The following is a 20,857-nucleotide window of genomic DNA, read 5'->3' as shown; positions in this document are numbered from 1 at the left end:
AAACCACGCCCGTCACTGGACGCGCTGGCCGTCTTTCACGCGGTAGGTCGGCTTGTACATGGTGACGAGCTCTTCCGCGGCGGTCGGGTGCACGGCCATCGTGCGGTCGAAATCATCCTTGGTCAGCCCAGCCTTCAGCGGAATGCCGAGCAGCTGCGCCATTTCGCCGGCATCCGGCCCCAATATATGGGCGCCAAGCACTTTGCGGGTCGCGCCATCGACCACCAGCTTGATCAGCATCTTCTCGTCGCGGCCCGACAGCGTATGCCGCATCGGCCGGAAGCTGGCGCGGTAGATCTCGACATCGGCGAAACGCTTCACGGCGTCATCTTCCGACAGGCCGACCGTGCCGATTTCCGGTTGTGAGAAGACCGCAGTTGCGATCGTCTCGTGATCGGGCGCAGTCGGGTTGCCCTTGAATGCCGTCTCGACGAAGCACATCGCTTCGTGGATCGCCACCGGCGTCAGCTGCACGCGGTTGGTGACGTCGCCGATCGCCCAGATGCTGTCGATGTTGGTGCGGGAGTACGCGTCGACCTTGATCGCACCGGCCTGGGTCATCTCGAGGCCGATGCCTTCCAGGCCCATATTCTCGGTGTTTGGAATGCGCCCGATGGCGAGCATCACCTGATCCACCGTCAGCGTCTGGCCGTTGGTGAGAACGGCGTCGAGGCGGCCGTCCGGCCGCTTGCGCACCTCTTCGCTCACCGCGTGGCAGAGTATCTTGATCCCCTTCTTTTCCATGGTCTCGTGCAATGTGCGGCGCAGATCCATGTCGAAGCGGCTGAGGATCTCCTTGCCGCGATAGACCAGCGTGGTGTCGACGCCGAGCCCATGGAAAATGTTGGCGAACTCGACCGCGATATAGCCGCCGCCCTCAATCATGATCGCCTTCGGCAGTTCCTTGAGGTCGAAAGCCTCATTGGAGAAGATGCAGTGTTCATGACCGGGAAGTGCCGGATGCGCCGCCGGACGGCCGCCGGTGGCGATCAGGATCTGGTCGGCCGTGACGGTGCGGTCCTCGCCAAGAAGACGGATGATATGCGGATCGACGATCATCGCCCGCGAATGGAAGGTCTCGCCACCTGCGCCCTCGACATTCTTCTTGTAGATCGCCTCCAGCCGGCTGATCTCGCGGTCCTTGTTGGCGACCAGCGTCTGCCAATTGAAACTGGCTTCCGGCACCGTCCAGCCATAGCCGGCGGCATCGGCGAAATGCTCCGGAAATTGCGAGGCGTAAACATAGAGTTTTTTCGGCACGCAGCCGCGGATAACGCAGGTGCCGCCAAAGCGGTATTCCTCGGCGATGCCGACGCGCTTGCCGAGTGCCGCGGCGACGCGCGCCGCCCTCACCCCGCCCGAGCCGCCGCCGATGACGAAAAGATCGTAGTCATAACCAGCCATGGGGCGGCTCCTTGAACGTCGGAAAATGCGAGTGACAGGTAGGCCGCCAAAGGCCAAAAGAAAAGCCCGGACAAGCCGGGCTTCACAGATGGCCGCAAGGCCGCATTTGAAAACGCAGGATCAGTTCTGCGTGCCGTCGGCGGGAGCCGCACCATCGGCCGGGGCAGCGCCATCCGCCGGAGCCGCATTGTCGGCGGGAGCTGCACCATCAGCGGGCGCAGGGGCTGCCTTCGCCTTTGCCTTGGCGGCCGCGGCCAGCGTTTCGCCAACCTGCTGGGCGAGGTCGCGGCCAAGGCCGTTCTGCCAGATGTCCGCAGCCTTGACGAGATCACGCGTCACGGTCGGGCCGCTGTCGAGAAGCTTCTTGCCGGAGTCGGAGTTGTAGAAGGCCGCGATGTCGTTGAGTTCCTTTTCGGAAAACACCTTCGCATAGGCAAGGGCGGCTTCCTTCTCGAGATCGGCGCGGCGCGAGGCCAGCGCCAGCGCCTTCTCGCTGATCGTCTTGCCGATCAGCTCCTGCATGTCCGGGTTCTTCTGGATGAGCTGCGACTCGAGCGCGGCGGCCGCCTGCGGCAGGATGTTGTCGAACGGGTCGGTCGCATGGATCGCCGCGACCGCGGCGCGGGCCGCCTTCAGGTGCGATTCCGTCACGTCCTGCGAAAACGCCGGCGAAGAGAAGGCGAAAACGGCCGAAGCCGCCAGAACGGCGCAAAGGCCGCGAACCCGGTTATGCAACATCATGATCGGTAGAACTCCCTGGTTTTCGGGCGGCATGGACGGTTTGGATACCGTCGCCGCCGGCGATGATGGCCGCTGACGCCAGCCCGATGAAAAGACCATGCTCGACCACGCCCGGAATGGCGTGGAGAGCATTCGAAAGCGCTCTTGTATCCGGAATGCGGCCAAAAGATGCATCGAGGATAAAATGGCCGCCGTCTGTAACAAAAGCCTGGCCTCCCGTCATCCTCAATGTAATCGGACCGGAAAGGCCGAGTTCCGCAGCCGCCTTGGCTATGGCGATCTCGGTGGCACGCAGGCCGAACTGGTTAACTTCGATCGGCAGCGGAAAACGGCCGAGCGTCTCGACCATCTTCGACCGGTCGGCGATGACGATCATGCGCTGCGAGGCCGCGGCCACGATCTTTTCGCGCAGCAGCGCGCCGCCGCCGCCCTTGATCAGCGTCAGTTCCGGATCGACCTCGTCGGCGCCGTCGACGGTGAGATCGAGCTCGGGCGTTTCCTCCAGTGTCGACAGCGGCACGCCAAGTTCACGGCACAGTGCTGCGGTGCGCTCCGACGTCGGCACACCGATGACAGTCATGCCGGTGGCGACCTTGTCGGCGAGCAGCCGCACGAATTCTTCCGCCGTGGTGCCGGTGCCGATGCCGAGCCGCATGCCGTCGCTGACATGGGCAAGGGCGGCCCGCGCGGCCTCGACCTTCAATTGTCTTGCATCCATGCCGCTTGCTGCCCCGGGAACCTTCTGCATGTCGCCCAAAAGTGACCTCGGTTTTGGGGAAACGACATGCATGAAACTTAGTGTTGCGGGCTCCTAGCATTTTTGCCGGTCGGGTCAAAGCCCTTGGGCGCCTGTCCACCGCTCTGCTTGCCTTGGCGCGCCGCAGCCGCTATCGCCTGCCGATGCACAAATCTGCGCAGGATGGATCATGAGTCGCCCGATCATCGTGTTCGACCTCGACGGAACGCTGATTGACACAGCGCCGGACCTGCTCGACAGCCTCAACCACAGCCTGGCCGCCAGCGAACTCACGGCCGTCGACGAGGCCGGCTTCAGGCGCTTCGTCGGCCATGGCGGCCGCGTGATGATAGAGCGGGCACACGCCGCCCAGCAGCGCTCACTCGACGTCGCCGAGCATGACCGGCTGCTCAAACTGTTCCTCGATCACTACACCGACAACATTCCCGGCAAATCCCGCCCCTACCCCGGTGTCATCGAGGCCATCGCGCGCTTCAAGAAGGCCGGCTATCTCCTGGCCATCTGCACCAACAAATACGAGGCCAACTCGCTGGCGCTGATCGAGGCGCTAGGTCTGACCAGGCATTTCGCGGCGATCGCCGGCCAGGACACGTTCGCCTTCCGCAAGCCCGATCCGCGCCACTTGACCGAAACCATCAAGCTCGCCGGCGGCGATCCGCACCGCGCGCTGATGGTCGGCGATTCGCAAACCGACATCGACACCGCCAAGGCCGCCGGCATTCCTGTTGTAGCAGTCGATTTCGGCTACACCGACCGGCATGTCCGTGAATTCGAGCCCTCGGCGGTGATTTCGCATTTCGACGCGCTGACCGTGGATCTGGCGGAGCGGCTGATCAAGGCCGCGGGACACTGAACGGACAGCAACGAGAATACCGTCGGGACGATCCCGAAATGGCGCAGAATCCGATCTCAGAAAGAACGCCAGACAGCGCCTTGACTTAACCGGCCGGCCTCCCTTATATCGCGGCTCGCTTGGCCTTCGGGCAACGAGCGGGCGATTAGCTCAGCGGGAGAGCACACCCTTCACACGGGTGGGGTCGCAGGTTCAATCCCTGCATCGCCCACCATTTTCCCAAATGGTTTTCCAGCCTTAGCCCGTTGACGCTCTCTTGGTAACGGCGCGGCAAACAGCCGCTCGTGCGAACATTCGCCGGGCACGCATGGCATCCCATCTGGAACCAACCACCGCGCCAGCTCGTTTCCTTGCGTCGAAACTTGAGGGAAAGCCATGTCCAGATTTCTGCAGGCGACCAGCGTCGCCGTTCTTCTCGCCGCCGGGCCGGCCTTTGCCGCGGATGAAGCGCCGCTGCCGCCACAAAATGCCAAGAAGCTATCGGAGATCCTTGCCAAGGTCGAGCAGCGCGACGGCTTTCGCTATGTGAAAGAGGTCGACTGGGACAAGGACGCCTACACCGTCACCTACTACACGTCGGACAAGGCAAAGGTCGAAATCACCTATGATCCGGTGACGGCTGAGCCCAAATAGCGCCGCCGGAAGACGTCCTCCATTCGACGAAGAAGCCCGTTTGTCCGGGCGCCGCTTTTGGCCGACCGGACATGCCGCAAAATGTCCATTGTTGGAGTATGATATCCATGTCTGGCGTGGGGCAGCGCCTTGGGCAATGCGTTGGCTTGGGGGCAAGCATGCGATTTTCCGTTCGTACCGATGTCATGCTCGTCCTCGCCATCATCATGGCCGGCGGCATGCTTGCGGCACCTTCGGCGCGGGCCGACGGGCCGTCCTTCGACTGCGCCAAGGCGAGCCTGCCGGCGGAGAAGGCGATCTGCGCGGATCCGCAGCTGTCGGCCATCGATCTGCTGGTCGCCAAGGCCTACAAGGGCTTCGAGCCGGCCTTCGGCGGCGACAAGCGCAAGATCGCCCGCGGGCTGATCGCCGACCGCAACGCCTGCAAGAGCGATACCGCCTGCATCGTCAGCGCGCTGAACAATGCCTTGCAGACCTATGGCAATGCGCCGGCCTGGGTGCAGGACTACAATATCGCCCTGATCGGCAAGAAGGCGCTTGACGCTGCCGCGCGCAACCCCGGCAACAAGGATCAGCCCCTGCCCTCGGCAGTCGGGCAATGCGCGTCCACCCATATCAAGACGCTGACCACGCGGGTTGGCGACGATCCGCTGGAAACGGCCACGCCCGACGCAGGCAGCGCCGCCACCTTCACCAATGGCGGCGGGTCCGTTTCCTATGATCGCGAACCCGGCCTCGCCGCCTCGAAGGTCGGCGACCCCGTCGAGATGTGCCTGATCGCGATTCCCAGGGATTGTCCTAGGGATGATGACCGTGGCCGGGTCTATTATTCGATCGATCTGGTTGCGAAAGGTTCCTGGGCCTTGCCGGACTCCCAGCATCTGTGTGGCGGCGCCTGATCAGCCCTGCCTCGCGATCCACGAATGCCTGCAAAAGGGCCCGCTCGGTCGCTCCCCTTGCGCCAGATCGTCTTTGATGGCTGACTGCAACGGTTGACTGCGCCGCATGGGGGGATGGGCATGGCGACGGCAAAGCATGTGTTGAAGCGCATCCTGATGATGCTCGCTGGTTATCTGGTCGCCATACTGGTCGGCCTGGTCGCCGTGGTGGCGATCTATGCCGCGCTCAGTTCCCTGCCCAACGCACCGGCCTATTTCGACATGATGGGCGTCAGCCCGATCGCTGTCCTGGTGGTGCCGCCGCTCGGCATGTTCGTCTATTTCCTGACGATTGTCGTGACCGGGTTGCAAACGCTGATCTTCGCGCTGATCGCCGAGTTCTTCTCCTTGCGCAATGTCCTGATGCACATGTTTTTCGGCGCCGCTGCCGCCGCCGGCGGCTTCTTCCTGATCTGGCCGGTTCCGACGGAGGATATGGATCCGGAGCGCTGGGCCGATATCGGCATCATCGCCGCCGCCGGCCTCGTCGCCGGATTGATCTACTGGCTGATCGCCGGTCGGGAGGCGGGTTTCCGTCGCCCATTGTCGCAATTCTAAACGATCAGCTCGAGGGCGAGCGAACCGCTTCTGTGGCGTCCAGGGCCTGCTTCAGCCGTGTATCGCGATCGTAGACGTCATTGAAATACTCGACCTTGCCGGACAGGTCGGGCCATGCGGTGAAATAGGCGACATAGACCGGAATCTTGCGCGTCACATCCTCGGTCGAATGGCCGTGCTTCAGCTTCTCGGCGACATAGTCGACCGAGGTGCCAAGCACCGCCGCCGCCATGCCGCGCGGGTCCTGCAGGCGCACGCAGCCGTGGCTGAGCGCACGCATGTCCTGCTTGAAGAACGATTTCTGCGGCGTGTCGTGCATGTAGATCGCGTGCTTGTTGGGGAACAGGATCTTCAGTTCACCCAGCGCATTGGCCTCGCTCGGCTGCTGGCGCACGCTGTAGGGGATGTTGGCGCCATAGGCGCCCCAATTGACCGCCGACGAGGGAATGCGCTTGCCGCGCGAATCCGTCACCTCGTAGCCGGCCCGGTCGAGATAGCCGGGATCGTTGCGCAATCTGGGCAGCATCTCGTTGACGATGATCGACTGCGGCACGCCCCAATAGGGATGGAAGTCGACCTGCTTGATCTGGTCGTAGAAGAACGCCGTCTGGTTGGTGACCCGACCGACGACGACGCGCGTCTTCAGCTTCTCCTCGCCGTTGTCGATGTAGCTCGCGGTGAACGCCGGCTGGTTGATAAAGACGCGCGGGCTGCCGAGATCGGAAGGCAGCCAGCGCAGTTCCTCCAGCGCCACCTGCACCTTGAGCAGCCTGTCGGCCTTCGACGTGCCGGCCAGCAAGGCGACGGTGCGCGGACCGATGACGCCGTCGCCCTTCATGCCTTCCTTCACCTGCACCGCCTTGATCAGCGGCACCAGCTCGGGGACGTAGACTTCACTGGTCGCCAGCCGCGACAGCAGCTCGCCATAGGTGCCGCCCATCTCGTCATCGAGACTGCGCGCAATCAGCGACAGCAGCTTTGGCAGTTCGGGGCTGGTCTCGCCCGGCTTCAGCAGCAGCTTGGGGTCGACGACGATCTCGTTTTCCGCACTGGCCTGCAAGGCCTCCAGCTCGACGCGCAGCGCCTGATATTCCGCATTCTGCGGATGCCGCGATTCGAGATAGGTGCGCACTTCCTGCGTATGCGCCAGCGTCTTCAGCACGCCGACCATGTCGAGCGGCTTGGCCGGGAAATCATAGTAGCCGGTCATCCGGTTGGGCTCGACACGGCCGTTCTGGGCGTCATGGGCGTAGCGCAACACGCGCGCCGACAGCGCCATCTCGAAGCGCACGAGCTCCTTCAGCTTGGCCGCGTCATCCACCGAGGCCGCAGTCGTGGCCGGCACATCGACCGTGTAGTCGGCGGGCGTCAGCCCGTAGCTCGCGGCCTCGCCCAGCACCCGCACCGCATCCTGGGCGCGGCTGTTGAGGCTGGTTCCGTTCACCCAGATGAAGTCCGGATTGGCCGAGTAATAGGCGATCAGCGCCTTGGCGATGTCGGGCTCGGCGTAGAGTTCGTAATCGCTGAGACTGGCAATGGCATCGTGGAAAGCAGCCCCGGTGGCCGACGGAACGAACGCCGCGTCCTGTGGCGCCGCCGGCTGGGGCGCGGCGGACAGCGTCGAGAAATCGACGCGCACGAGCTTGTCTGCCTTGTAGGTGTAGTAGGACGGGCTGCTGATCTTCGTGCCGCCGCCAGCCGGGACTTTCGGCTTGGGCTTGTGCTTTGGCGGAGGCGGAAACTCGCCTTCCGGCTCATGCCGGATGCCGCCGCCAAACAGCATGTCGAACAGCCCTTGCGCACTTGCCTGAGGCGCGCCGAGGGCGAGCGTTGCCGCGATCGCCACAAGCGGCATCGCGGTTGCTTTTTTACCGAGGAATTTCATGGATCACCCGCTCCGGCCGCAACCGGTTCCCGTTCCGCACGCTAGACCGTCTCGCTCACCGCATGGCGGATGTAAGGCGCGACTATACCGATTCATACCGATTTCGTTAAGCTTTCATAAATTTTGGAAAGCCTGTTGCAGAACGGTTTCACAAGATCGTGACGGCTGGAGCGCGGGTGTTTCGCTCCAGCCTGAGGAACGCCCCAGAATTCAGGCGTTGGCGCCGCCATCGATGGTCAACGCGGCGCCGGTGACGAAACGCCCCTCCGGGCCGGCAAGCCAGGCAACCATGCCGGCGATATCCTCGGCCTTGCCGAATCGCGGCGTCGCCATCTTCTGGCGCTGGTGGTCGGAATGCGGTCCGTCCGCCGGGTTCATGTCGGTGTCGGTCGAGCCGGGATGGACGACATTGGCGGTGATGCCGCGCGCACCGAGGTCGCGTGCGAGTGCCTTGGTCAGGCCGACCAGCGCCGCCTTGCTTGCCGAATAGGCGCCGAGGCTGGTGTCGGTGACGCGCTCGGCGAGATTGCTGCCGATCGAGATGATCCGGCCGCCCTCGCCCATATGCGCCGCTGCCGCCTTCGAGGCAATGAAAGGGGCTCTGAGATTGACCGACATGGTCTCGTCGAAGTCGGCTAACGACAATGTGTCGATGGGCGCCGCACGCCAGATGCCGGCACTGTTGACCAGAATATCGAGCCGTCCGAATGCCGCGACGGCGTCATCGACGGCCCTGTCTATCGCCTCGGCGTCGCGGTTGTCCGCCTTGATGGCGATGGCGCGGCCGCCCTTGGCCTCTATCTCGGCGACGACCGAACGGGCCTGTTCCTCGCCATGCACATAGGTGAGCGCCACATCTGCGCCCTCGGCCGCGAGCCTTCGCGCAATCGCCGCCCCAATGCCGCGGCTGCCGCCGGTGACGAGCACCGCCTTGCCGTTCAAATCGCTGGAAGACATCTGTTTCTCCATTTATGTAGTGATTGATACATAAATATCTGGCAGCCTTGCTGGACCGCGTCAACTCATTTATGTATCGATCAACACAGAAAAGAAGAACATGTCGGAAAGAGGCCGTCCCCGCACCTTCGATCGAACCGCCGCCCTGCGGCGCGCGATGGAGCTGTATTGGGCCAAGGGCTATGAGGGTACGTCGATCGCCGAGCTGACGACGGCGATGGGTATCAGTTCGCCCAGCCTCTATGCCGCCTTCGGCAGCAAGGAGGCGCTGTTTCTCGAAGCGACCGAATATTACACGCAAGCCGAAGGAACGGAGATCTGGGCCGCCCTGGATGAGGCATCGACGGCATGCCAGGCGATCGAGAACTTCCTGCGGCGGACAGCCAGGGCCTATTCGCAGACCGATCGCCCACAGGGATGCCTGATTGCGCTGGGCGCATTGCATGAGGATTCAAGCAGCGGTGCCATCTGCAGCGATTTGCGTCGCCGCCGCGCCGAAAACCTCACGGCCCTTCGCAAGCGCCTGGAGCGCGGCGTGGCCGAGGGTGAATTGCCGGCCGGCTTCGACTGCGGTGCCGTGGCGACCTTCTACGCCACGGTGCAGCACGGCATGTCCATCCAGGCGCGCGACGGCGCGTCGTGCTCCGCGCTTATGGCGACCGTCGCTGGCGCGATGGCTGCCTGGCAGACGCTGGCAGGCCCCGAGAGAGCGTGACAAACGCAGGCCGTTGTGCTCGAAATTCCGACCTGCCAGCAAGGCCGGGAGGAACGTCGGTGAAAAAGGGTTATCGCGAACTGCTGGATGAAGCCAACGCCGAGATCGAAGTGGTTTCGCCTGAAGAAGCCGCAGGATTGCTCGAGGACGAAGACACCATCTTCGTCGACCTGCGCGACCCGCGCGAGGTCGAGCGCGACGGCAGGATTCCCGGCGCCAAACATGTCACACGCGGCATGCTGGAATTCTGGATCGATCCGGAAAGCCCCTACCACAAGCCGTTCTTCGCCTCGGGCAAGAGTTTTGTGTTCTTCTGCGCCGGCGGCTGGCGCTCGGCGCTCGCCACCAAGACGGCGCAGGATATGGGCCTGTCGCCGGTCAAGCACATCCTTGGCGGCTACACCGCCTGGAAGGCGGCCGGACTGCCGGTCGAGCCCGGCGAGAAGAAGAAAATAGCCTGACCGCAGCTCAATGCAGGAAGGACGGTTCGCGGTGCTCCGCGACGAAGGCGACTGCGCTCGCGACCACGCCCTTGTCGGCGAGGATGCGGCGGTGGCCGAGCCCGTCGGCCCAGTGCAACCGCACATGGCCGCCGGCGCCGGCATAGCGCTTTGCGTGCTCGGCCGATACCTCGCGATCGTCAGGCGCGTGGATGACCAGCGTCGGCACCGGCGCCTGGGCGAGCTGGCGGTCGCCTGTGAATTCATGCAGCGGCCGTCCGGACAAATGCTGGACACGATCCGCCATCGCGACCTGTGAACGCGGCCCGACATTGAGCATGCGGCTGAAATCGGCGAAGATCGTCGGCAAGGAGCTTGGGGCTGCAATCAGCACAAGACGTCCGGCCGCCAGTGGCGGAATGTCCTTGACCGAACCGGCAATGGCATTGGCGGCAACGGCGCCGCCGAAGGAATGACCCACCGCCGCGACAAACGGGCCGAACCATTCGCCGGCGACGCGCACCGCGTCGACCGCATTGACCATGTTCAGGTGCCGGCCCTGCGAATGGCCGTGTCCCGGCAGGTCCAGGGAGACGACCCTGTAGCCGGCCGCGCGGTAGCCCTCGATCAAGGCGCGCATATATTCGGTGCGCGATCGCCAGCCATGGACGACCAGCACGGTGCCAAGTGCGGCCCTGCCCGGTTCCGGCCGGAACTCGTGCACCATCACGCAGCCGGTCCTGGTCTTCAGCCGGTGATGGCGCGCCTCGGTCATGAACTCCGCGGCCCGGCCTATGGCGCGGCGCTCGCCGTCGGTCAGCGCCTTGGCGCTCGGCGTGCGGCAGAACAGTTCGAAAGCCGCGCGCCCGGTGATGCGTGGCGCAATATGCTCGGCCGCACCAAATACGCTCCGGATGACCTTCAGCCCGATTGATGCCATAGTGAGAATCCATCCATACGTTCAAGCATGAACATAATAGTTCAAAGATGAACAATAAACAAGAGCTACCCTGGGACAACCCGCGTTTTCGCAACTGGGTCGCGGTGGCGCGCGCCTGCCATGTGCTGGAGCGCACGCTGGCGGTGAAACTCGCGCCGCTTGACCTGAAGCCAGCGCAGCTCGACGTGCTGATGAACCTCTACCGCCATCCCGGCATGTCGCAGCACGACCTTGCCCGCAAGCTGCTCGTCGGCCGCTCCAACATCACGATGCTGTTGCCGCAGTTGGAGACGCGCGGCCTGCTGCGCCGCGAAGGCGACGAGAAGGACAAGCGCATCCTGCGGCTCGCCCTGACCGAAGCCGGCGAGGCGCTGCTGATGCAGGCGCTGAAAGTGCATATGGCGCTGATCGAGAAGGCGATGAGCCAGTCGACGCCGGAACAATGCGACATGATCGGCGATCAGATGCGCAAGATCTATGAGGTGCTGAAGGAAGCGTGAACGGCAGGATCATCGCTATCCCCTCGCGAAGGCTGTTGAAAAACTCAGAACTATGCGGGATTCTTGCGTTTCGCCTGAGGGACGATCGAAATGACCCCGACCCTGCGCAATTTGCCCATGCTTGTACTCGGCATCGTTGCGGCTCTATGCGGCCGCGCTGCCGCACAGGATTATGCGAAGTTTCGCGTCCTCGACACCAAGGTCATCGAGGACATGTGGACCAGTGCCGGTCAGAAGGCGGCGCTGCTTTCGCCGGATGGCAGTCGGGTGCTTCATCTCAACGGCAGCGAGTTCTGTCTGCTGGCTCCGTCCCAGATGGGATCCTGGGCAAAAGTCGCCTGCATGCAATCCACGCCCGACAATAGCCCAGGTGAAGCGGCTGACATGTTCTGGTCCCCCGCGGGCAGCCACCTGCTGATGCCGACATACACTTACGGGCTGGAGTTCTTTCGCGATACGGACATCCGGCTGTTCGATCCTGCGACATTTACCGTCAGGAACCTGACCGAGGATGGCTTCGCCGGCAGTTTTCTGGACGGCAAAGGACCGGCGAACCTGGACATTCTCGCCCATTGGATCGACGGCGACACTATCGCTTTCGTGCGCTACGCCGTTCCGGACGGAGGCATCAAGCAAGGCGGTTCGACGAGCCTGATGACGATCGAAGCCGGTGGCGGCGATCCTCGCGTCGCATTCGAAATCGCCTCCAAAAGCAGTTTTCGGGTCTGGGCGATGACAGTCTCGGCGGATGGCAAGCAAGTGGCTTACAGCCTCGCGGACAAGGACAACGCCGACAGGGCCGGCATATATCTGTTGAAGCTCGGCGAAGCGACGCCGAAGCGCGTCGCGGCAATGAGCGACGCGGGCCAGCCGGCGAGCCTGGCTTTTTCGGCCGACGGGAAGTTCCTGTTGTTGCTCGGGCGAACTGCCAGTGGCATCGACGCCAGGGTAATAGATCTGGCGAGCGGCGAGATCGTGCCGGTCGATCTTGTCCAGAACGTCGTCGGGGTGGCATGGTCGCCGACCGGATCAGCGCTGGCCTATATCACATATGACAGAGCCAACGCCGATATGCCCGGAGGTCTGTTTCTCGCCGAGGCGCCTGGCAAGCCGGCCCGGCTGCTCATCGGCGGAGGATTTTTCCCAACAGTCTGTTGCGGCCAGCAGCCTTTCACCTGGGCTTCCAACGACACCATGATCATCGCGCAGATGGGCGACAAATTGGGGTCGGTCCTGTTCGTCACGTTGGGACAATAGCCCCGCGACACAATTCGCAGGAGGGCGAACCGGCTACCACATTGTTTTCTTCGCCCGCTCGGGCCATTCCTTGTCGTAGGTTTCTCCGTCGATGTTCTTGCGGCTGGTGATTTCGAGGATTTTTCCGGGCGTCGGCAGCGACTTCGGATCGACATGCCTGGCCGGGTTCCAGAGCTCCGACCGGACGATGGCGCGGGCGCACTGGAAATAGACCGAATCGACGTCGATGACGGTCACCGACCGCGCCGCCTTGCCGTCGACCATGAAGGACGCGCAAAGCGCGGAATCCGTGGTGATATGTGCCCGGCCATTGATGCGCAGCGTCGTGCCGGAGCCCGGAACCAGGAACAGCAGCCCGATGCGCGGATCCCGGATGATGTTGCGCAGCGAATCGGCGCGATTGTTGCCGCGCCGGTCCGGCATCATCAATGTCTTGGGACCAACGATGCGCACGAAGCCGGCGAGATCGCCGCGCGGCGAACAGTCCAGCCCCTCCGGGCCGCTGGTGGCAAGCGCGACAAAGGGCGAGGCCTCAATGAAGGCGGCATATTCAGGAATGACGTGGTCGAGTTCCTTGACCAGTGAGGCTTCGCCAGGAACGCCGTAGAGCGCCTCGAGCTGTTCGACCGTGGTGATGAGCGGCATCTTCTTTGTCTCCGAACCTTTGCCGGCGCTACCCCACATCGATGACGTTTTGACGACAGCGGCGGGATCAGAGCAAGATCCCGAAAAGTGGGAACCGGTTTTCGGAAAAGATCATGCTCCAACAAAAAAGCTAGATCAGGGTGACGATCCAACCAAACGTCATCCTGATCTAGCGATCGCGGCTCAAGCCTTTTTCCGCAAGCTCGGCCAGATAGGCATTCCAACGCTCATCCCTCTCATGGCCGAGCGTATGCAAATAGTTCCAGGTGAAAATGCCGGTGTCGTGGAAATCGTCAAAGGTGATGCGCACAGCATAGTTGCCGACCGGCTCGATCTTGAGGATGGCCACATTGCGCTTGCCGGGAACCGTCACACGCTGGTCGGGCGAGTGACCCTGCACCTCGGCCGATGGCGAGGCGACGCGCAACAGCTCCGCCGGCAGTTCGAATGGCTGGTGGTTGGGAAAGGTGACCGACAGCAGTTTGCGGTCCTTGGAGACCCTGAGTTCTTTTGGCGCGGTCATGCTGTTGATCCCATATCGATTGCCCTTCCCTACGCCGCTTCGCGAGAGGGGAAAAGTCCTGATAGACGACCGACACGCCGTGTCGGCTCCGGGATGTTACCAAAGATCGAGAAGCGGTATCTTGAATGGCGGGCTGGATCGTATCACATAGCTGTATATAACGGCGCCCGCTAACGGCCACGGAAACGCTCGAACATGAACATGATCGACCCCTTCGGTCGCACGATCAGCTATCTCAGAGTGTCGGTCACCGACCGCTGCGATTTCCGCTGCACCTATTGCATGGCCGAGGACATGGCCTTCCTGCCGAAGAAGGACCTGCTGTCGCTGGAAGAGCTGGACCGGCTCTGCACCGTCTTCATCGAAAAGGGCGTCAAGAGGCTGCGCCTCACCGGCGGCGAGCCGCTGGTGCGCAAGAACATCATGCATCTGGTGCGCCAGCTTTCGCGCCACCTCGACAGCGGTGCGCTGGAAGAACTGACGCTGACCACCAACGGCTCGCAGCTGTCGCGCTTCGCCGCCGAACTCGCCGATTGCGGCGTCAGGCGCATCAACGTCTCGCTCGACACGCTTGACGCCGACAAGTTCCACCAGATCACCCGCTGGGGCCATCTCGACAAGGTCATGCAAGGCATCGATGCCGCTCAGGCGGCCGGGCTGAAGGTCAAGCTCAACGCGGTGGCGCTGAAGGATTTCAACGACGTCGAACTGCCCGACATGATGCGCTGGGCGCATGGTCGTGGCATGGATCTCACCGTCATCGAAACCATGCCGATGGGCGAGATAGACGCCGATCGCACCGACCAGTACCTGCCGCTGTCGCTGCTGCGCGCTTCGCTGGAGCGCCAGTTCACGCTGACCGACATTCCCTTCAAGACCGGCGGCCCTGCCCGCTATGTCCAGGTCGCAGAAACCGGCGGAAAGCTCGGATTCATCACGCCGATGACGCATAATTTCTGCGAAAGCTGCAACCGCGTCAGGCTGACCTGCACCGGCACGCTCTATATGTGCCTCGGCCAGGAAGATGCCGCCGACCTGCGCGCGCCGTTGCGTGCATCCGAAGGCAACGAGCTTGTCGCCGACGCGATCGACGAGGCCATCGGCCGCAAGCCGAAGGGCCATGATTTCATCATCGACCGGCGCACCAGCCGTCCCGCGGTGTCCCGGCATATGAGCGTCACCGGCGGCTGATTTTTTCTCCGATTTGGTGCAAGACTGTCTTTGGTTACTTGGGCCGAGGGGGCATCATGCTGCGTGTTTGTCGGATCGGCTCACCGTCGCTGGCCGCAGCGATGTCCTTGGCGACCATCGTTACAACAACGGCAATCGCCAAGCCCTTCACCTATGTGAACGCGCGCTTCGGCACCGTCTGCACATTTCCCGATGAGATCTTCACCGATCGTCAGCCCGAGCCCGAAAATGGCGACGGCCAGGTTTGGCTGAGTGCCGATGGCGCCAGCCTGATCTGCTCCGGCATCCTCAACGTCGACGACGACACGCCGAAAGGCTTTGTCGCCGACGAAAAGGCAAGCAAGGAACCGGGCTACACGGTCACCTACAGCAAGGTCGGCAAGGACTGGGCGGTGCTGTCGGGAGTGAAGGATGGCAAGATCTTTTACGAGCGGCGCCTGTTCGGCAGGGACGGCGTCATCCGCACGGTCTGGATCGAATACCCGCCGGCCCTGAAGGCGAAATATGACCCGCTGGTCGGCGCCATTGCCGGCAGTCTCAGGGGACAGTGAGTATTTCGGATCACACCCCAGAAAAAGTCTTCTTCGCGAACCGTCGCCGGATTTACGGCCGGCTTGTTCCGGCCTAGCCTTCCCCTGAAAGCGGTTTTTCGCTGATAGGGGGAAACGTCATGCGCAAACTCATTCTTTCTCTGGCATTGCTTGGCTTCACGGCCCTGCCCGCGGCGGCGCAGTCGATCGGTGGCACCTACACCGTCGCCGGCACCAATTTCGACGGATCGGCCTATGGCGGCGAAGCCACCATCACACTGACCAGCGGCACCACCTGCACGATCCACTGGGAAACCGGCGGCTCTTCCTCGGACGGCATCTGCATGCGCAACGACGACGCGTTCTCCGCCGGCTATGTCATGGGCAAGGACATCGGCCTTGTTGTTTACAAGGTCGAGGATGACGGCTCGCTGCATGGCCTCTGGACCATCGCCGGCAAGGAAGGCAACGGCACCGAGATCCTGACGCCGAAGAAATAGACATCCCACGGCCGCACAGCTTCCGGGAGGCGAATCCGCCTCCCTATCGGATTCGCACCCGAATCCGGGATCGATTTCACGCCGGCGATGACGAATGCGCCCGGTCCTGGCCCAGCCCTTTGCCATTGCTGTTTCGTCGCGGGCTGTTACAGGCTGGTTGTCCAAGCAACCGGTAGATGTCTTGCCTATTTCCCCAAATCTTCGCGGCGCGTTGTTCATGGTGGTGGCGATGGTCGGCTTCACGCTCAACGACGCCATCACCAAATACTCGTCGCAGTCGATGAACATGGCGCAGGTCATGCTGATCAGGGGAGCCTTTGCCTCGCTCTTCGTCGGCCTGCTGGCCTGGCAACGTGGCGCGCTTGCGCGGCCGCGCCTGATGCTGCAGCCGCTGGTGGCAGTCCGTGTCGTGGGCGAAGCCGGCGCCACCGTGTCATTTCTCGTGGTGCTTGCCCATTTGCCGATCGGCAGCGTGTCGGCCGTTCTCCAGGCGCTGCCGCTGGCGGTGACGATGGGAGCAGCACTGTTTTTCGGCGAAGCGGTCGGCTGGCGGCGCTGGCTCGCGATCGCCGCCGGTTTTGCCGGCGTGATGGTCATCGTGCGGCCGGGTTTCGACGGCTTCACCATCTATTCCCTTTGGACGCTGGCCAGCGTCGCCTGCTGCACCGTGCGCGATCTCGCCACCAAGCGCATCCCCCAAACCACACCGACGATGCTGGTCTCGACCGCCACCGCGCTGGCGATGACCGTCGTCGGCGCGGTGCTGTTGTCGCCCATGGGTGGCTGGACGCCGATGACCGGCAAAAGCACGGCGCTTCTGGCTTTGGCTGCCGTGCTCGTGCTCATCGGCTATCAATTCATCATCATGGCGATGCGCTCGGGCGAAATCTCCTTCATCGCGCCGTTCCGCTACACAGCGCTCCTCTGGTCCATCCTGCTTGGCTTGATCGTCTTCGGCGACATACCGGACATGCCGATGATTGTCGGCGCGACGATCGTCGTCGGTTCGGGTCTCTATGCGCTCTATCGCGAACGGGTGGTTGGCCGGCGAAGGATTGTCGCCGAAACAACCGGGCCGGCCATGGCGCCGGATGGAATCTAGCCGGGTCTTGTGATTTCTGGCGGCTGGCGTACAGGCTCGATGCATGGAGCGAGATATTGCAGGGATAGTCCTGGCTGGGGGCCAGTCGAGGCGGATGGGAGGCGGCGACAAAAGCCTGTTTCCTCTCGGCGGCGGCAGCGTGCTTGACCAGGTCCTGTCGCGCTTTGGCCCGCAGATCGAAACCCTGGCGCTGAGCGCCAATGGCGATCCCGACCGCTTCTCCCGTTTCGGGCTGCCCGTGCTTGCCGACACCGTTGAAGGTTTCGCTGGGCCGCTTGCGGGGATTCTGACAGGCCTCGAATGGGCCGTGGCCAGCACACCTTGCAAGGCTGTCGTCACGGCCGCCGGCGACACGCCTTTCCTGCCGCTCGATCTCGTCGACCGCCTGGCGGCGGCGGCTGGCGACCATCCCGGTTCGATTGCCATCGCCTCCTCGGCCGGCAGGCGGCACCCGACCTTCGCATTGTGGCCGACCGAATGCCGCGATGCCTTGCGGCATTTCCTGGTCGATGAGGACAACAGGCGGGTTTCGACGTTCATCGAGCGCCTTGGTTATGTCGAGGTGGAATTCCCGGTCCTGCAATCGGCGGGTCTCGATCCATTCTTCAACATCAATGTGCCTGATGATCTTGCCGAGGCCGGGCGGCTGTTGCAGAGCATGACATCATGAACATCTTCGGCATCACCGGCTGGAAAAACTCCGGCAAGACCACTTTGACCGAAAAGCTGGTCGCCGAACTTGTGCGGCGCGGCTGGAGGGTCTCGACGGTCAAACACGCTCACCATGATTTCGACATCGACAAGCCGGGCGCCGACAGCTTCCGCCATCGGCAGGCCGGCGCCACCGAGGTTGCGATCGTGTCCGGCAACCGCTGGGCGCTGATGCACGAATTGCGCGGCGAGGATGAGCCGCCGCTGGAGAGCATCCTCTCGCGACTCGCCCCATGCGACATCGTGCTGGTCGAAGGCTACAAGCGCGAATCCCACCGCAAGATCGAAACGCGGCGCCTGGAAGCGAAGGACCGGACGCCGCTTTCAGCAGGTGATCCCAATATTGTCGCCATCGCCGCCGATTTCGCCGTCACGGACAAGAGCCTGCCGGCATTCGACCTCGATGACGCAAAATCGATAGTCGACTTCATCGAGCGCACCACCGGCCTCGTTGCTTGAGATGTAACGTAACGGCAGAACCCCATTGCCGATTTCGGTGGTTTTGCAGTTGCTTTTTTCTTGGAAAGAGTGGGAGTATCGCCCTCAGCGGGCGGTCAAAAGCACCGCCCCACAGAGCCGTTTCGGAACGACGGCCGGGACCAAAAAGAGAGGACTATCATGCGTATTGCACTGCGTATCGCGCTCGCCGCATCGGCTGCGCTGCTGACGCTCGGCGTAGCCCAGGCCCAGGAAAAGACCCTGAGGATCGGCACGGAAGGCGCCTATCCCCCGTTCAACAACCTCACCTCCGACGGCAAGCTCGTCGGCTTCGACATCGACATCGCCCAAGCGCTTTGCGACCAGATGAAGGTCAAGTGCACCTTCGTCGCCCAGGATTGGGACGGCATCATTCCTGCACTCCAGGCCGGCAAGTTCGACGCCATCGTCGCCTCGATGTCGATCACCCCGGAGCGCAAGGAAAAGGTCGACTTCAGCCACAAATACTACAACACGCCCTCGGCACTCGCCGTGCCGAAAGACTCGACCCTGAAGGGTGTGACCAAGGCAGATCTCGCCGGCAAGACCATCGGTGTCGCCACGACGACCACCCATTTCAACTATGCCTCGAAAACCTACACCGACAGCACCGTGAAGGGTTATCCGAGCAGCCCCGAGGAGCAGGCAGATCTCGCCAATGGCCGTCTCGACGCTATCGAGGACGATATCGTCGTGCTGCAGCAGTGGCTGGACTCGCCTGATGGCGCCTGCTGCAAGATTCTCGGCCAGCCCTCGCCGCAGCCGGTCGAGATCTTCGGGCCGGGCGCCGGCATCGCCGTGCGCAAAGGCGAGACCGACCTGGTCAACAAGCTCAATGAGGCCATCGACGCCATCCGCGCGAATGGAAAATACAAGGAAATCAACGACAAGTACTTCAAGTTCGACGTCTACGGCGCCGAGTCCTGATAGACAGGATCAAGACGGCGGGGAAATCCCCGCCGTCTTTCTATTCATCTTAGGAACGCTGTGGGGATAAGACCTGTCGATGCCAGCCCAAAGCATATGGACACTTCTCAGTTGGGGACCCGATGGCTGGAGTGACGATATTGTTTATGGCGCACTAATCACCGTTGCGCTTGCGCTTGCCACCCTGCCCATCGGATTGACGATCGGCTTTTTCATTGCACTCGCCAAGCAGTCCGAAGAACCTTCGCTGCGCCTGGCCGCCAACATCTACACCACGGTCTTTCGCGGCCTGCCTGAACTGGTGACGCTCTTCCTGTTCTTCTTCGGCGTGCCGATCTTGCTACAGCATCTCATCCACTATTTTCGACCCGAAGCGACCATCGACGTCAACAGCTTCGTCGCCGGCATGATCGTGCTGGCGCTGATTTTTTCGTCCTATGCCAGCGAGGTTTTCCTCTCGGCCTTCCGCGCCATCCCCAAAGGCCAGTATGAGGGCGGTTATGCCATCGGTCTTTCCTACGGGCAGACAATGCGCAAGGTGATCGTGCCGCAGCTGCTGCGCATCGCGTTTCCCGGACTGGAGAACTGTTGGCTGAGCCTGCTGAAGGACACGTCGCTGGTGTCTGTCGTTGGCCTCGCGGAGACATTGCGCAATGCCTACACCGCTGCCCGGGTCACCAAGCACGCATTTCTTTTCTATGGTGTTGCGGCACTGGTTTTTCTTGCCCTGGCCGTAGTGTCGTCCTTTGCAAGCAGCGCGATACTGCGCTCGCTTGGCCGGCGGGAGGCTCAGCGATGAGCGCCACAGCCACCCTGGTCGAACGGCCCCCGCCGCGGGCGCGCGGTTGGCCGCGCAGGCGTATCGCCGGTTATGCGCTGGTCTGCTTATGGGTTTTATTCGGCATCGGCATCGTCAGCTATCTCGTCTTTGCCTGGAATGCTGACTTCTTCGCCAAATATGCACCGGCCTATCTGCGAGGGCTTGGGGTAACGCTCGCGTTGGTTTCGATATCGATGGTGCTCGGCGCTATCCTGTCGGTGCCTGTCGCCTATGGGCGTATGTCCAGAAACCGCATCCTGTCCGGCCTCGCCTATTGCTACGTCTATTTCTTCCGAGGCACGCCGCTGCTGGTCCAAACCTATCTGGTCTATTACGGATTGGGCTCGTTCCGCGTCGAACTCCAGTCGGTCGGCCTCTGGGACTTTTTCAAGGACGCCTTCAACTGCGGCGTCTTCGCCTTTGCGCTCAACACCGCCGCCTACCAGGCCGAAATCCTGCGCGGCGCCATCGAAAGCGTACCTAAGGGCCAATGGGAAGGCGCTGCCTCACTCGGCCTCCACAAGCTGCAGACGCTGCGCAGGATCATCCTGCCGCAGGCCCTGGTCGTGGCCTTGCGGCCTTACGGCAACGAGCTGATCCTGATGGTCAAGGCCTCCGCCATCGTCGCCATCATCACGGTCTACGACCTGATGGGCAATGCAAAACTCGCCTTCGCCAATTCCTTCGACATCCAGGCCTACATCTGGGTCGCGCTGGTGTACCTCGTGATGGTCGAGCTGTTGCGCCATGCGATCGAATGGATCGAGCGCCGGATCACCATCCATCTGAAACGCTGACGAGTTCCCACACTGCACCAGTCGATCGCGCCACAGGCGTCTTGACGAATTATGCG

25 protein-coding genes and 1 tRNA gene are annotated in these 20,857 nt (G+C 62.6%); 18 read left to right on the top strand and 8 right to left on the bottom strand.

Going from position 1 to position 20,857, the window contains the following annotated elements; translation table 11 throughout:
* Positions 1–12: 12 nt before the first annotated feature.
* From gor to rpiA, 3 genes are all read right to left on the bottom strand, one after another.
* A complete protein-coding gene (gene gor, locus JG746_RS20400) occupies positions 13–1,404 on the bottom strand; it encodes a glutathione-disulfide reductase (RefSeq protein ID WP_202354423.1) in 1,392 nt (463 codons plus the stop codon).
* Positions 1,405–1,524: 120 nt separating this feature from the next.
* Positions 1,525–2,145 carry a DUF2059 domain-containing protein gene (locus tag JG746_RS20395; RefSeq protein ID WP_202354422.1) on the bottom strand — a complete coding sequence of 207 codons (621 nt, stop codon included), beginning with the start codon at positions 2,143–2,145 and terminating at the stop codon, positions 1,525–1,527.
* Positions 2,132–2,863 carry a ribose-5-phosphate isomerase RpiA gene (rpiA, locus tag JG746_RS20390; protein WP_202354421.1) on the bottom strand — a complete coding sequence of 244 codons (732 nt, stop codon included), beginning with the start codon at positions 2,861–2,863 and terminating at the stop codon, positions 2,132–2,134. Before rpiA ends, JG746_RS20395 begins: the two co-directional genes overlap by 14 nt.
* A 208-nt stretch (positions 2,864–3,071) precedes the next feature.
* On the opposite strand from rpiA, the gene JG746_RS20385 reads away from it, so the two are divergent.
* The 5 genes from JG746_RS20385 to JG746_RS20365 all read left to right on the top strand — a co-directional run bounded on the left by JG746_RS20385 (position 3,072) and on the right by JG746_RS20365 (position 5,884).
* The gene (locus JG746_RS20385; RefSeq protein WP_202354420.1) at positions 3,072–3,755 is read left to right on the top strand and encodes a phosphoglycolate phosphatase; all 684 of its coding nucleotides are present in this window, start codon (positions 3,072–3,074) and stop codon (positions 3,753–3,755) included.
* A 139-nt stretch (positions 3,756–3,894) separates the two neighbouring features.
* Positions 3,895–3,969: transfer RNA gene (locus tag JG746_RS20380), tRNA-Val, on the top strand.
* A gap of 161 nt (positions 3,970–4,130) precedes the next feature.
* Positions 4,131–4,388 (top strand): PepSY domain-containing protein, encoded by a 258-nt coding sequence (locus JG746_RS20375; protein WP_202354419.1) that lies wholly within the window; start codon positions 4,131–4,133, stop codon positions 4,386–4,388.
* A 158-nt stretch (positions 4,389–4,546) separates the two neighbouring features.
* A complete protein-coding gene (locus tag JG746_RS20370; protein WP_202354418.1) occupies positions 4,547–5,287 on the top strand; it encodes a lysozyme inhibitor LprI family protein in 741 nt (246 codons plus the stop codon).
* Positions 5,288–5,401: 114 nt separating this feature from the next.
* Positions 5,402–5,884, top strand: coding sequence for a hypothetical protein (locus JG746_RS20365; protein ID WP_202354417.1), 483 nt, complete (start codon positions 5,402–5,404; stop codon positions 5,882–5,884).
* A gap of 4 nt (positions 5,885–5,888) precedes the next feature.
* On the opposite strand, the gene JG746_RS20360 is transcribed toward JG746_RS20365, so the two are convergent.
* Complete coding sequence (locus tag JG746_RS20360; protein ID WP_202354416.1) at positions 5,889–7,769, bottom strand: L,D-transpeptidase family protein; 1,881 nt, start codon at positions 7,767–7,769, stop codon at positions 5,889–5,891.
* 210 nt (positions 7,770–7,979) lie between these two features.
* Positions 7,980–8,726 (bottom strand): 3-oxoacyl-ACP reductase family protein, encoded by a 747-nt coding sequence (locus JG746_RS20355; RefSeq protein ID WP_202354415.1) that lies wholly within the window; start codon positions 8,724–8,726, stop codon positions 7,980–7,982.
* A 100-nt stretch (positions 8,727–8,826) separates the two neighbouring features.
* On the opposite strand from JG746_RS20355, the gene JG746_RS20350 reads away from it, so the two are divergent.
* The gene (locus JG746_RS20350; protein ID WP_202354414.1) at positions 8,827–9,441 is read left to right on the top strand and encodes a TetR/AcrR family transcriptional regulator; all 615 of its coding nucleotides are present in this window, start codon (positions 8,827–8,829) and stop codon (positions 9,439–9,441) included.
* Between the two features lie 59 nt (positions 9,442–9,500).
* Complete coding sequence (locus JG746_RS20345; RefSeq protein ID WP_202354413.1) at positions 9,501–9,902, top strand: rhodanese-like domain-containing protein; 402 nt, start codon at positions 9,501–9,503, stop codon at positions 9,900–9,902.
* A gap of 7 nt (positions 9,903–9,909) precedes the next feature.
* Here JG746_RS20345 and JG746_RS20340 read toward each other — a convergent pair whose 3' ends face one another.
* On the bottom strand, positions 9,910–10,821 hold the full coding sequence (locus JG746_RS20340) for an alpha/beta hydrolase (protein ID WP_202354412.1): 912 nt from the start codon (positions 10,819–10,821) through the stop codon (positions 9,910–9,912).
* Positions 10,822–10,868: 47 nt separating this feature from the next.
* Here JG746_RS20340 and JG746_RS20335 point away from each other — a divergent pair, with 47 nt between their 5' ends.
* Both JG746_RS20335 and JG746_RS20330 read left to right on the top strand, forming a co-directional pair.
* Positions 10,869–11,321, top strand: a complete 453-nt coding sequence (locus JG746_RS20335; RefSeq protein WP_172350540.1) for a MarR family winged helix-turn-helix transcriptional regulator — start codon at positions 10,869–10,871, stop codon at positions 11,319–11,321.
* A gap of 90 nt (positions 11,322–11,411) precedes the next feature.
* Positions 11,412–12,578, top strand: coding sequence for a TolB family protein (locus JG746_RS20330; protein WP_202354411.1), 1,167 nt, complete (start codon positions 11,412–11,414; stop codon positions 12,576–12,578).
* Between the two features lie 33 nt (positions 12,579–12,611).
* Here JG746_RS20330 and JG746_RS20325 read toward each other — a convergent pair whose 3' ends face one another.
* Together JG746_RS20325 and JG746_RS20320 are read right to left on the bottom strand one after the other, a co-directional pair.
* Positions 12,612–13,223, bottom strand: coding sequence for a pyridoxamine 5'-phosphate oxidase family protein (locus JG746_RS20325; protein WP_202354410.1), 612 nt, complete (start codon positions 13,221–13,223; stop codon positions 12,612–12,614).
* A gap of 169 nt (positions 13,224–13,392) precedes the next feature.
* Positions 13,393–13,746, bottom strand: coding sequence for a gamma-butyrobetaine hydroxylase-like domain-containing protein (locus JG746_RS20320; RefSeq protein WP_069093416.1), 354 nt, complete (start codon positions 13,744–13,746; stop codon positions 13,393–13,395).
* Positions 13,747–13,941: 195 nt separating this feature from the next.
* On the opposite strand from JG746_RS20320, the gene moaA reads away from it, so the two are divergent.
* The 9 genes from moaA (at position 13,942) to JG746_RS20275 (ending at position 20,801) form a co-directional block, all read left to right on the top strand.
* Positions 13,942–14,937, top strand: a complete 996-nt coding sequence (gene moaA / locus JG746_RS20315; RefSeq protein ID WP_202354409.1) for a GTP 3',8-cyclase MoaA — start codon at positions 13,942–13,944, stop codon at positions 14,935–14,937.
* Between the two features lie 56 nt (positions 14,938–14,993).
* Positions 14,994–15,488, top strand: coding sequence for a hypothetical protein (locus tag JG746_RS20310; protein ID WP_202354408.1), 495 nt, complete (start codon positions 14,994–14,996; stop codon positions 15,486–15,488).
* A 119-nt stretch (positions 15,489–15,607) separates the two neighbouring features.
* Positions 15,608–15,967, top strand: a complete 360-nt coding sequence (locus JG746_RS20305; RefSeq protein ID WP_096445990.1) for a hypothetical protein — start codon at positions 15,608–15,610, stop codon at positions 15,965–15,967.
* A 181-nt stretch (positions 15,968–16,148) separates the two neighbouring features.
* Positions 16,149–17,069 carry a DMT family transporter gene (locus JG746_RS20300; protein WP_202354407.1) on the top strand — a complete coding sequence of 307 codons (921 nt, stop codon included), beginning with the start codon at positions 16,149–16,151 and terminating at the stop codon, positions 17,067–17,069.
* Between the two features lie 43 nt (positions 17,070–17,112).
* Entirely contained in the window at positions 17,113–17,739 is a 627-nt protein-coding gene (gene mobA, locus JG746_RS20295; protein WP_202354406.1) for a molybdenum cofactor guanylyltransferase MobA, read from the top strand.
* Positions 17,736–18,239 carry a molybdopterin-guanine dinucleotide biosynthesis protein B gene (gene mobB, locus JG746_RS20290; RefSeq protein WP_202354405.1) on the top strand — a complete coding sequence of 168 codons (504 nt, stop codon included), beginning with the start codon at positions 17,736–17,738 and terminating at the stop codon, positions 18,237–18,239. Before mobA ends, mobB begins: the two co-directional genes overlap by 4 nt.
* 159 nt (positions 18,240–18,398) lie before the next feature.
* Positions 18,399–19,184: an ABC transporter substrate-binding protein gene (locus JG746_RS20285; RefSeq protein WP_202354404.1), complete on the top strand. Its 786-nt coding sequence runs from the start codon at positions 18,399–18,401 to the stop codon at positions 19,182–19,184.
* A gap of 79 nt (positions 19,185–19,263) precedes the next feature.
* A complete protein-coding gene (locus tag JG746_RS20280; RefSeq protein WP_202354403.1) occupies positions 19,264–19,983 on the top strand; it encodes an ABC transporter permease in 720 nt (239 codons plus the stop codon).
* Positions 19,980–20,801 carry an ABC transporter permease gene (locus JG746_RS20275; protein WP_202354402.1) on the top strand — a complete coding sequence of 274 codons (822 nt, stop codon included), beginning with the start codon at positions 19,980–19,982 and terminating at the stop codon, positions 20,799–20,801. Before JG746_RS20280 ends, JG746_RS20275 begins: the two co-directional genes overlap by 4 nt.
* Positions 20,802–20,857: the final 56 nt, after the last annotated feature.

Origin of the sequence: Mesorhizobium sp. 113-3-3 (assembly GCF_016756495.1) — a bacterium.
Lineage (GTDB): Bacteria > Pseudomonadota > Alphaproteobacteria > Rhizobiales > Rhizobiaceae > Mesorhizobium.
Note: the sequence above shows the minus strand (reverse complement) of the source record. Positions and strands in the feature narration are given on the sequence as shown.

What these genes read in the sequence shown, in the direction of transcription:
- JG746_RS20275 (WP_202354402.1), top strand. Translation starts at nt 19,980, where the DNA reads ATGAGCGCCACAGCCACCCTGGTCGAACGGCCCCCGCCGCGGGCGCGC.
- JG746_RS20355 (WP_202354415.1), bottom strand. Translation starts at nt 8,726, where the DNA reads ATGTCTTCCAGCGATTTGAACGGCAAGGCGGTGCTCGTCACCGGCGGC.
- JG746_RS20330 (WP_202354411.1), top strand. Translation starts at nt 11,412, where the DNA reads ATGACCCCGACCCTGCGCAATTTGCCCATGCTTGTACTCGGCATCGTT.
- moaA (WP_202354409.1), top strand. Translation starts at nt 13,942, where the DNA reads ATGAACATGATCGACCCCTTCGGTCGCACGATCAGCTATCTCAGAGTG.
- JG746_RS20385 (WP_202354420.1), top strand. Translation starts at nt 3,072, where the DNA reads ATGAGTCGCCCGATCATCGTGTTCGACCTCGACGGAACGCTGATTGAC.
- JG746_RS20335 (WP_172350540.1), top strand. Translation starts at nt 10,869, where the DNA reads ATGAACAATAAACAAGAGCTACCCTGGGACAACCCGCGTTTTCGCAAC.
- JG746_RS20375 (WP_202354419.1), top strand. Translation starts at nt 4,131, where the DNA reads ATGTCCAGATTTCTGCAGGCGACCAGCGTCGCCGTTCTTCTCGCCGCC.
- rpiA (WP_202354421.1), bottom strand. Translation starts at nt 2,863, where the DNA reads ATGGATGCAAGACAATTGAAGGTCGAGGCCGCGCGGGCCGCCCTTGCC.
- JG746_RS20320 (WP_069093416.1), bottom strand. Translation starts at nt 13,746, where the DNA reads ATGACCGCGCCAAAAGAACTCAGGGTCTCCAAGGACCGCAAACTGCTG.
- JG746_RS20285 (WP_202354404.1), top strand. Translation starts at nt 18,399, where the DNA reads ATGCGTATTGCACTGCGTATCGCGCTCGCCGCATCGGCTGCGCTGCTG.
- JG746_RS20310 (WP_202354408.1), top strand. Translation starts at nt 14,994, where the DNA reads ATGCTGCGTGTTTGTCGGATCGGCTCACCGTCGCTGGCCGCAGCGATG.
- mobA (WP_202354406.1), top strand. Translation starts at nt 17,113, where the DNA reads ATGGAGCGAGATATTGCAGGGATAGTCCTGGCTGGGGGCCAGTCGAGG.
- JG746_RS20305 (WP_096445990.1), top strand. Translation starts at nt 15,608, where the DNA reads ATGCGCAAACTCATTCTTTCTCTGGCATTGCTTGGCTTCACGGCCCTG.
- JG746_RS20280 (WP_202354403.1), top strand. Translation starts at nt 19,264, where the DNA reads ATGCCAGCCCAAAGCATATGGACACTTCTCAGTTGGGGACCCGATGGC.
- JG746_RS20370 (WP_202354418.1), top strand. Translation starts at nt 4,547, where the DNA reads ATGCGATTTTCCGTTCGTACCGATGTCATGCTCGTCCTCGCCATCATC.
- JG746_RS20360 (WP_202354416.1), bottom strand. Translation starts at nt 7,769, where the DNA reads ATGAAATTCCTCGGTAAAAAAGCAACCGCGATGCCGCTTGTGGCGATC.
- JG746_RS20340 (WP_202354412.1), bottom strand. Translation starts at nt 10,821, where the DNA reads ATGGCATCAATCGGGCTGAAGGTCATCCGGAGCGTATTTGGTGCGGCC.
- JG746_RS20350 (WP_202354414.1), top strand. Translation starts at nt 8,827, where the DNA reads ATGTCGGAAAGAGGCCGTCCCCGCACCTTCGATCGAACCGCCGCCCTG.
- mobB (WP_202354405.1), top strand. Translation starts at nt 17,736, where the DNA reads ATGAACATCTTCGGCATCACCGGCTGGAAAAACTCCGGCAAGACCACT.
- gor (WP_202354423.1), bottom strand. Translation starts at nt 1,404, where the DNA reads ATGGCTGGTTATGACTACGATCTTTTCGTCATCGGCGGCGGCTCGGGC.
- JG746_RS20395 (WP_202354422.1), bottom strand. Translation starts at nt 2,145, where the DNA reads ATGATGTTGCATAACCGGGTTCGCGGCCTTTGCGCCGTTCTGGCGGCT.
- JG746_RS20365 (WP_202354417.1), top strand. Translation starts at nt 5,402, where the DNA reads ATGGGCATGGCGACGGCAAAGCATGTGTTGAAGCGCATCCTGATGATG.
- JG746_RS20325 (WP_202354410.1), bottom strand. Translation starts at nt 13,223, where the DNA reads ATGCCGCTCATCACCACGGTCGAACAGCTCGAGGCGCTCTACGGCGTT.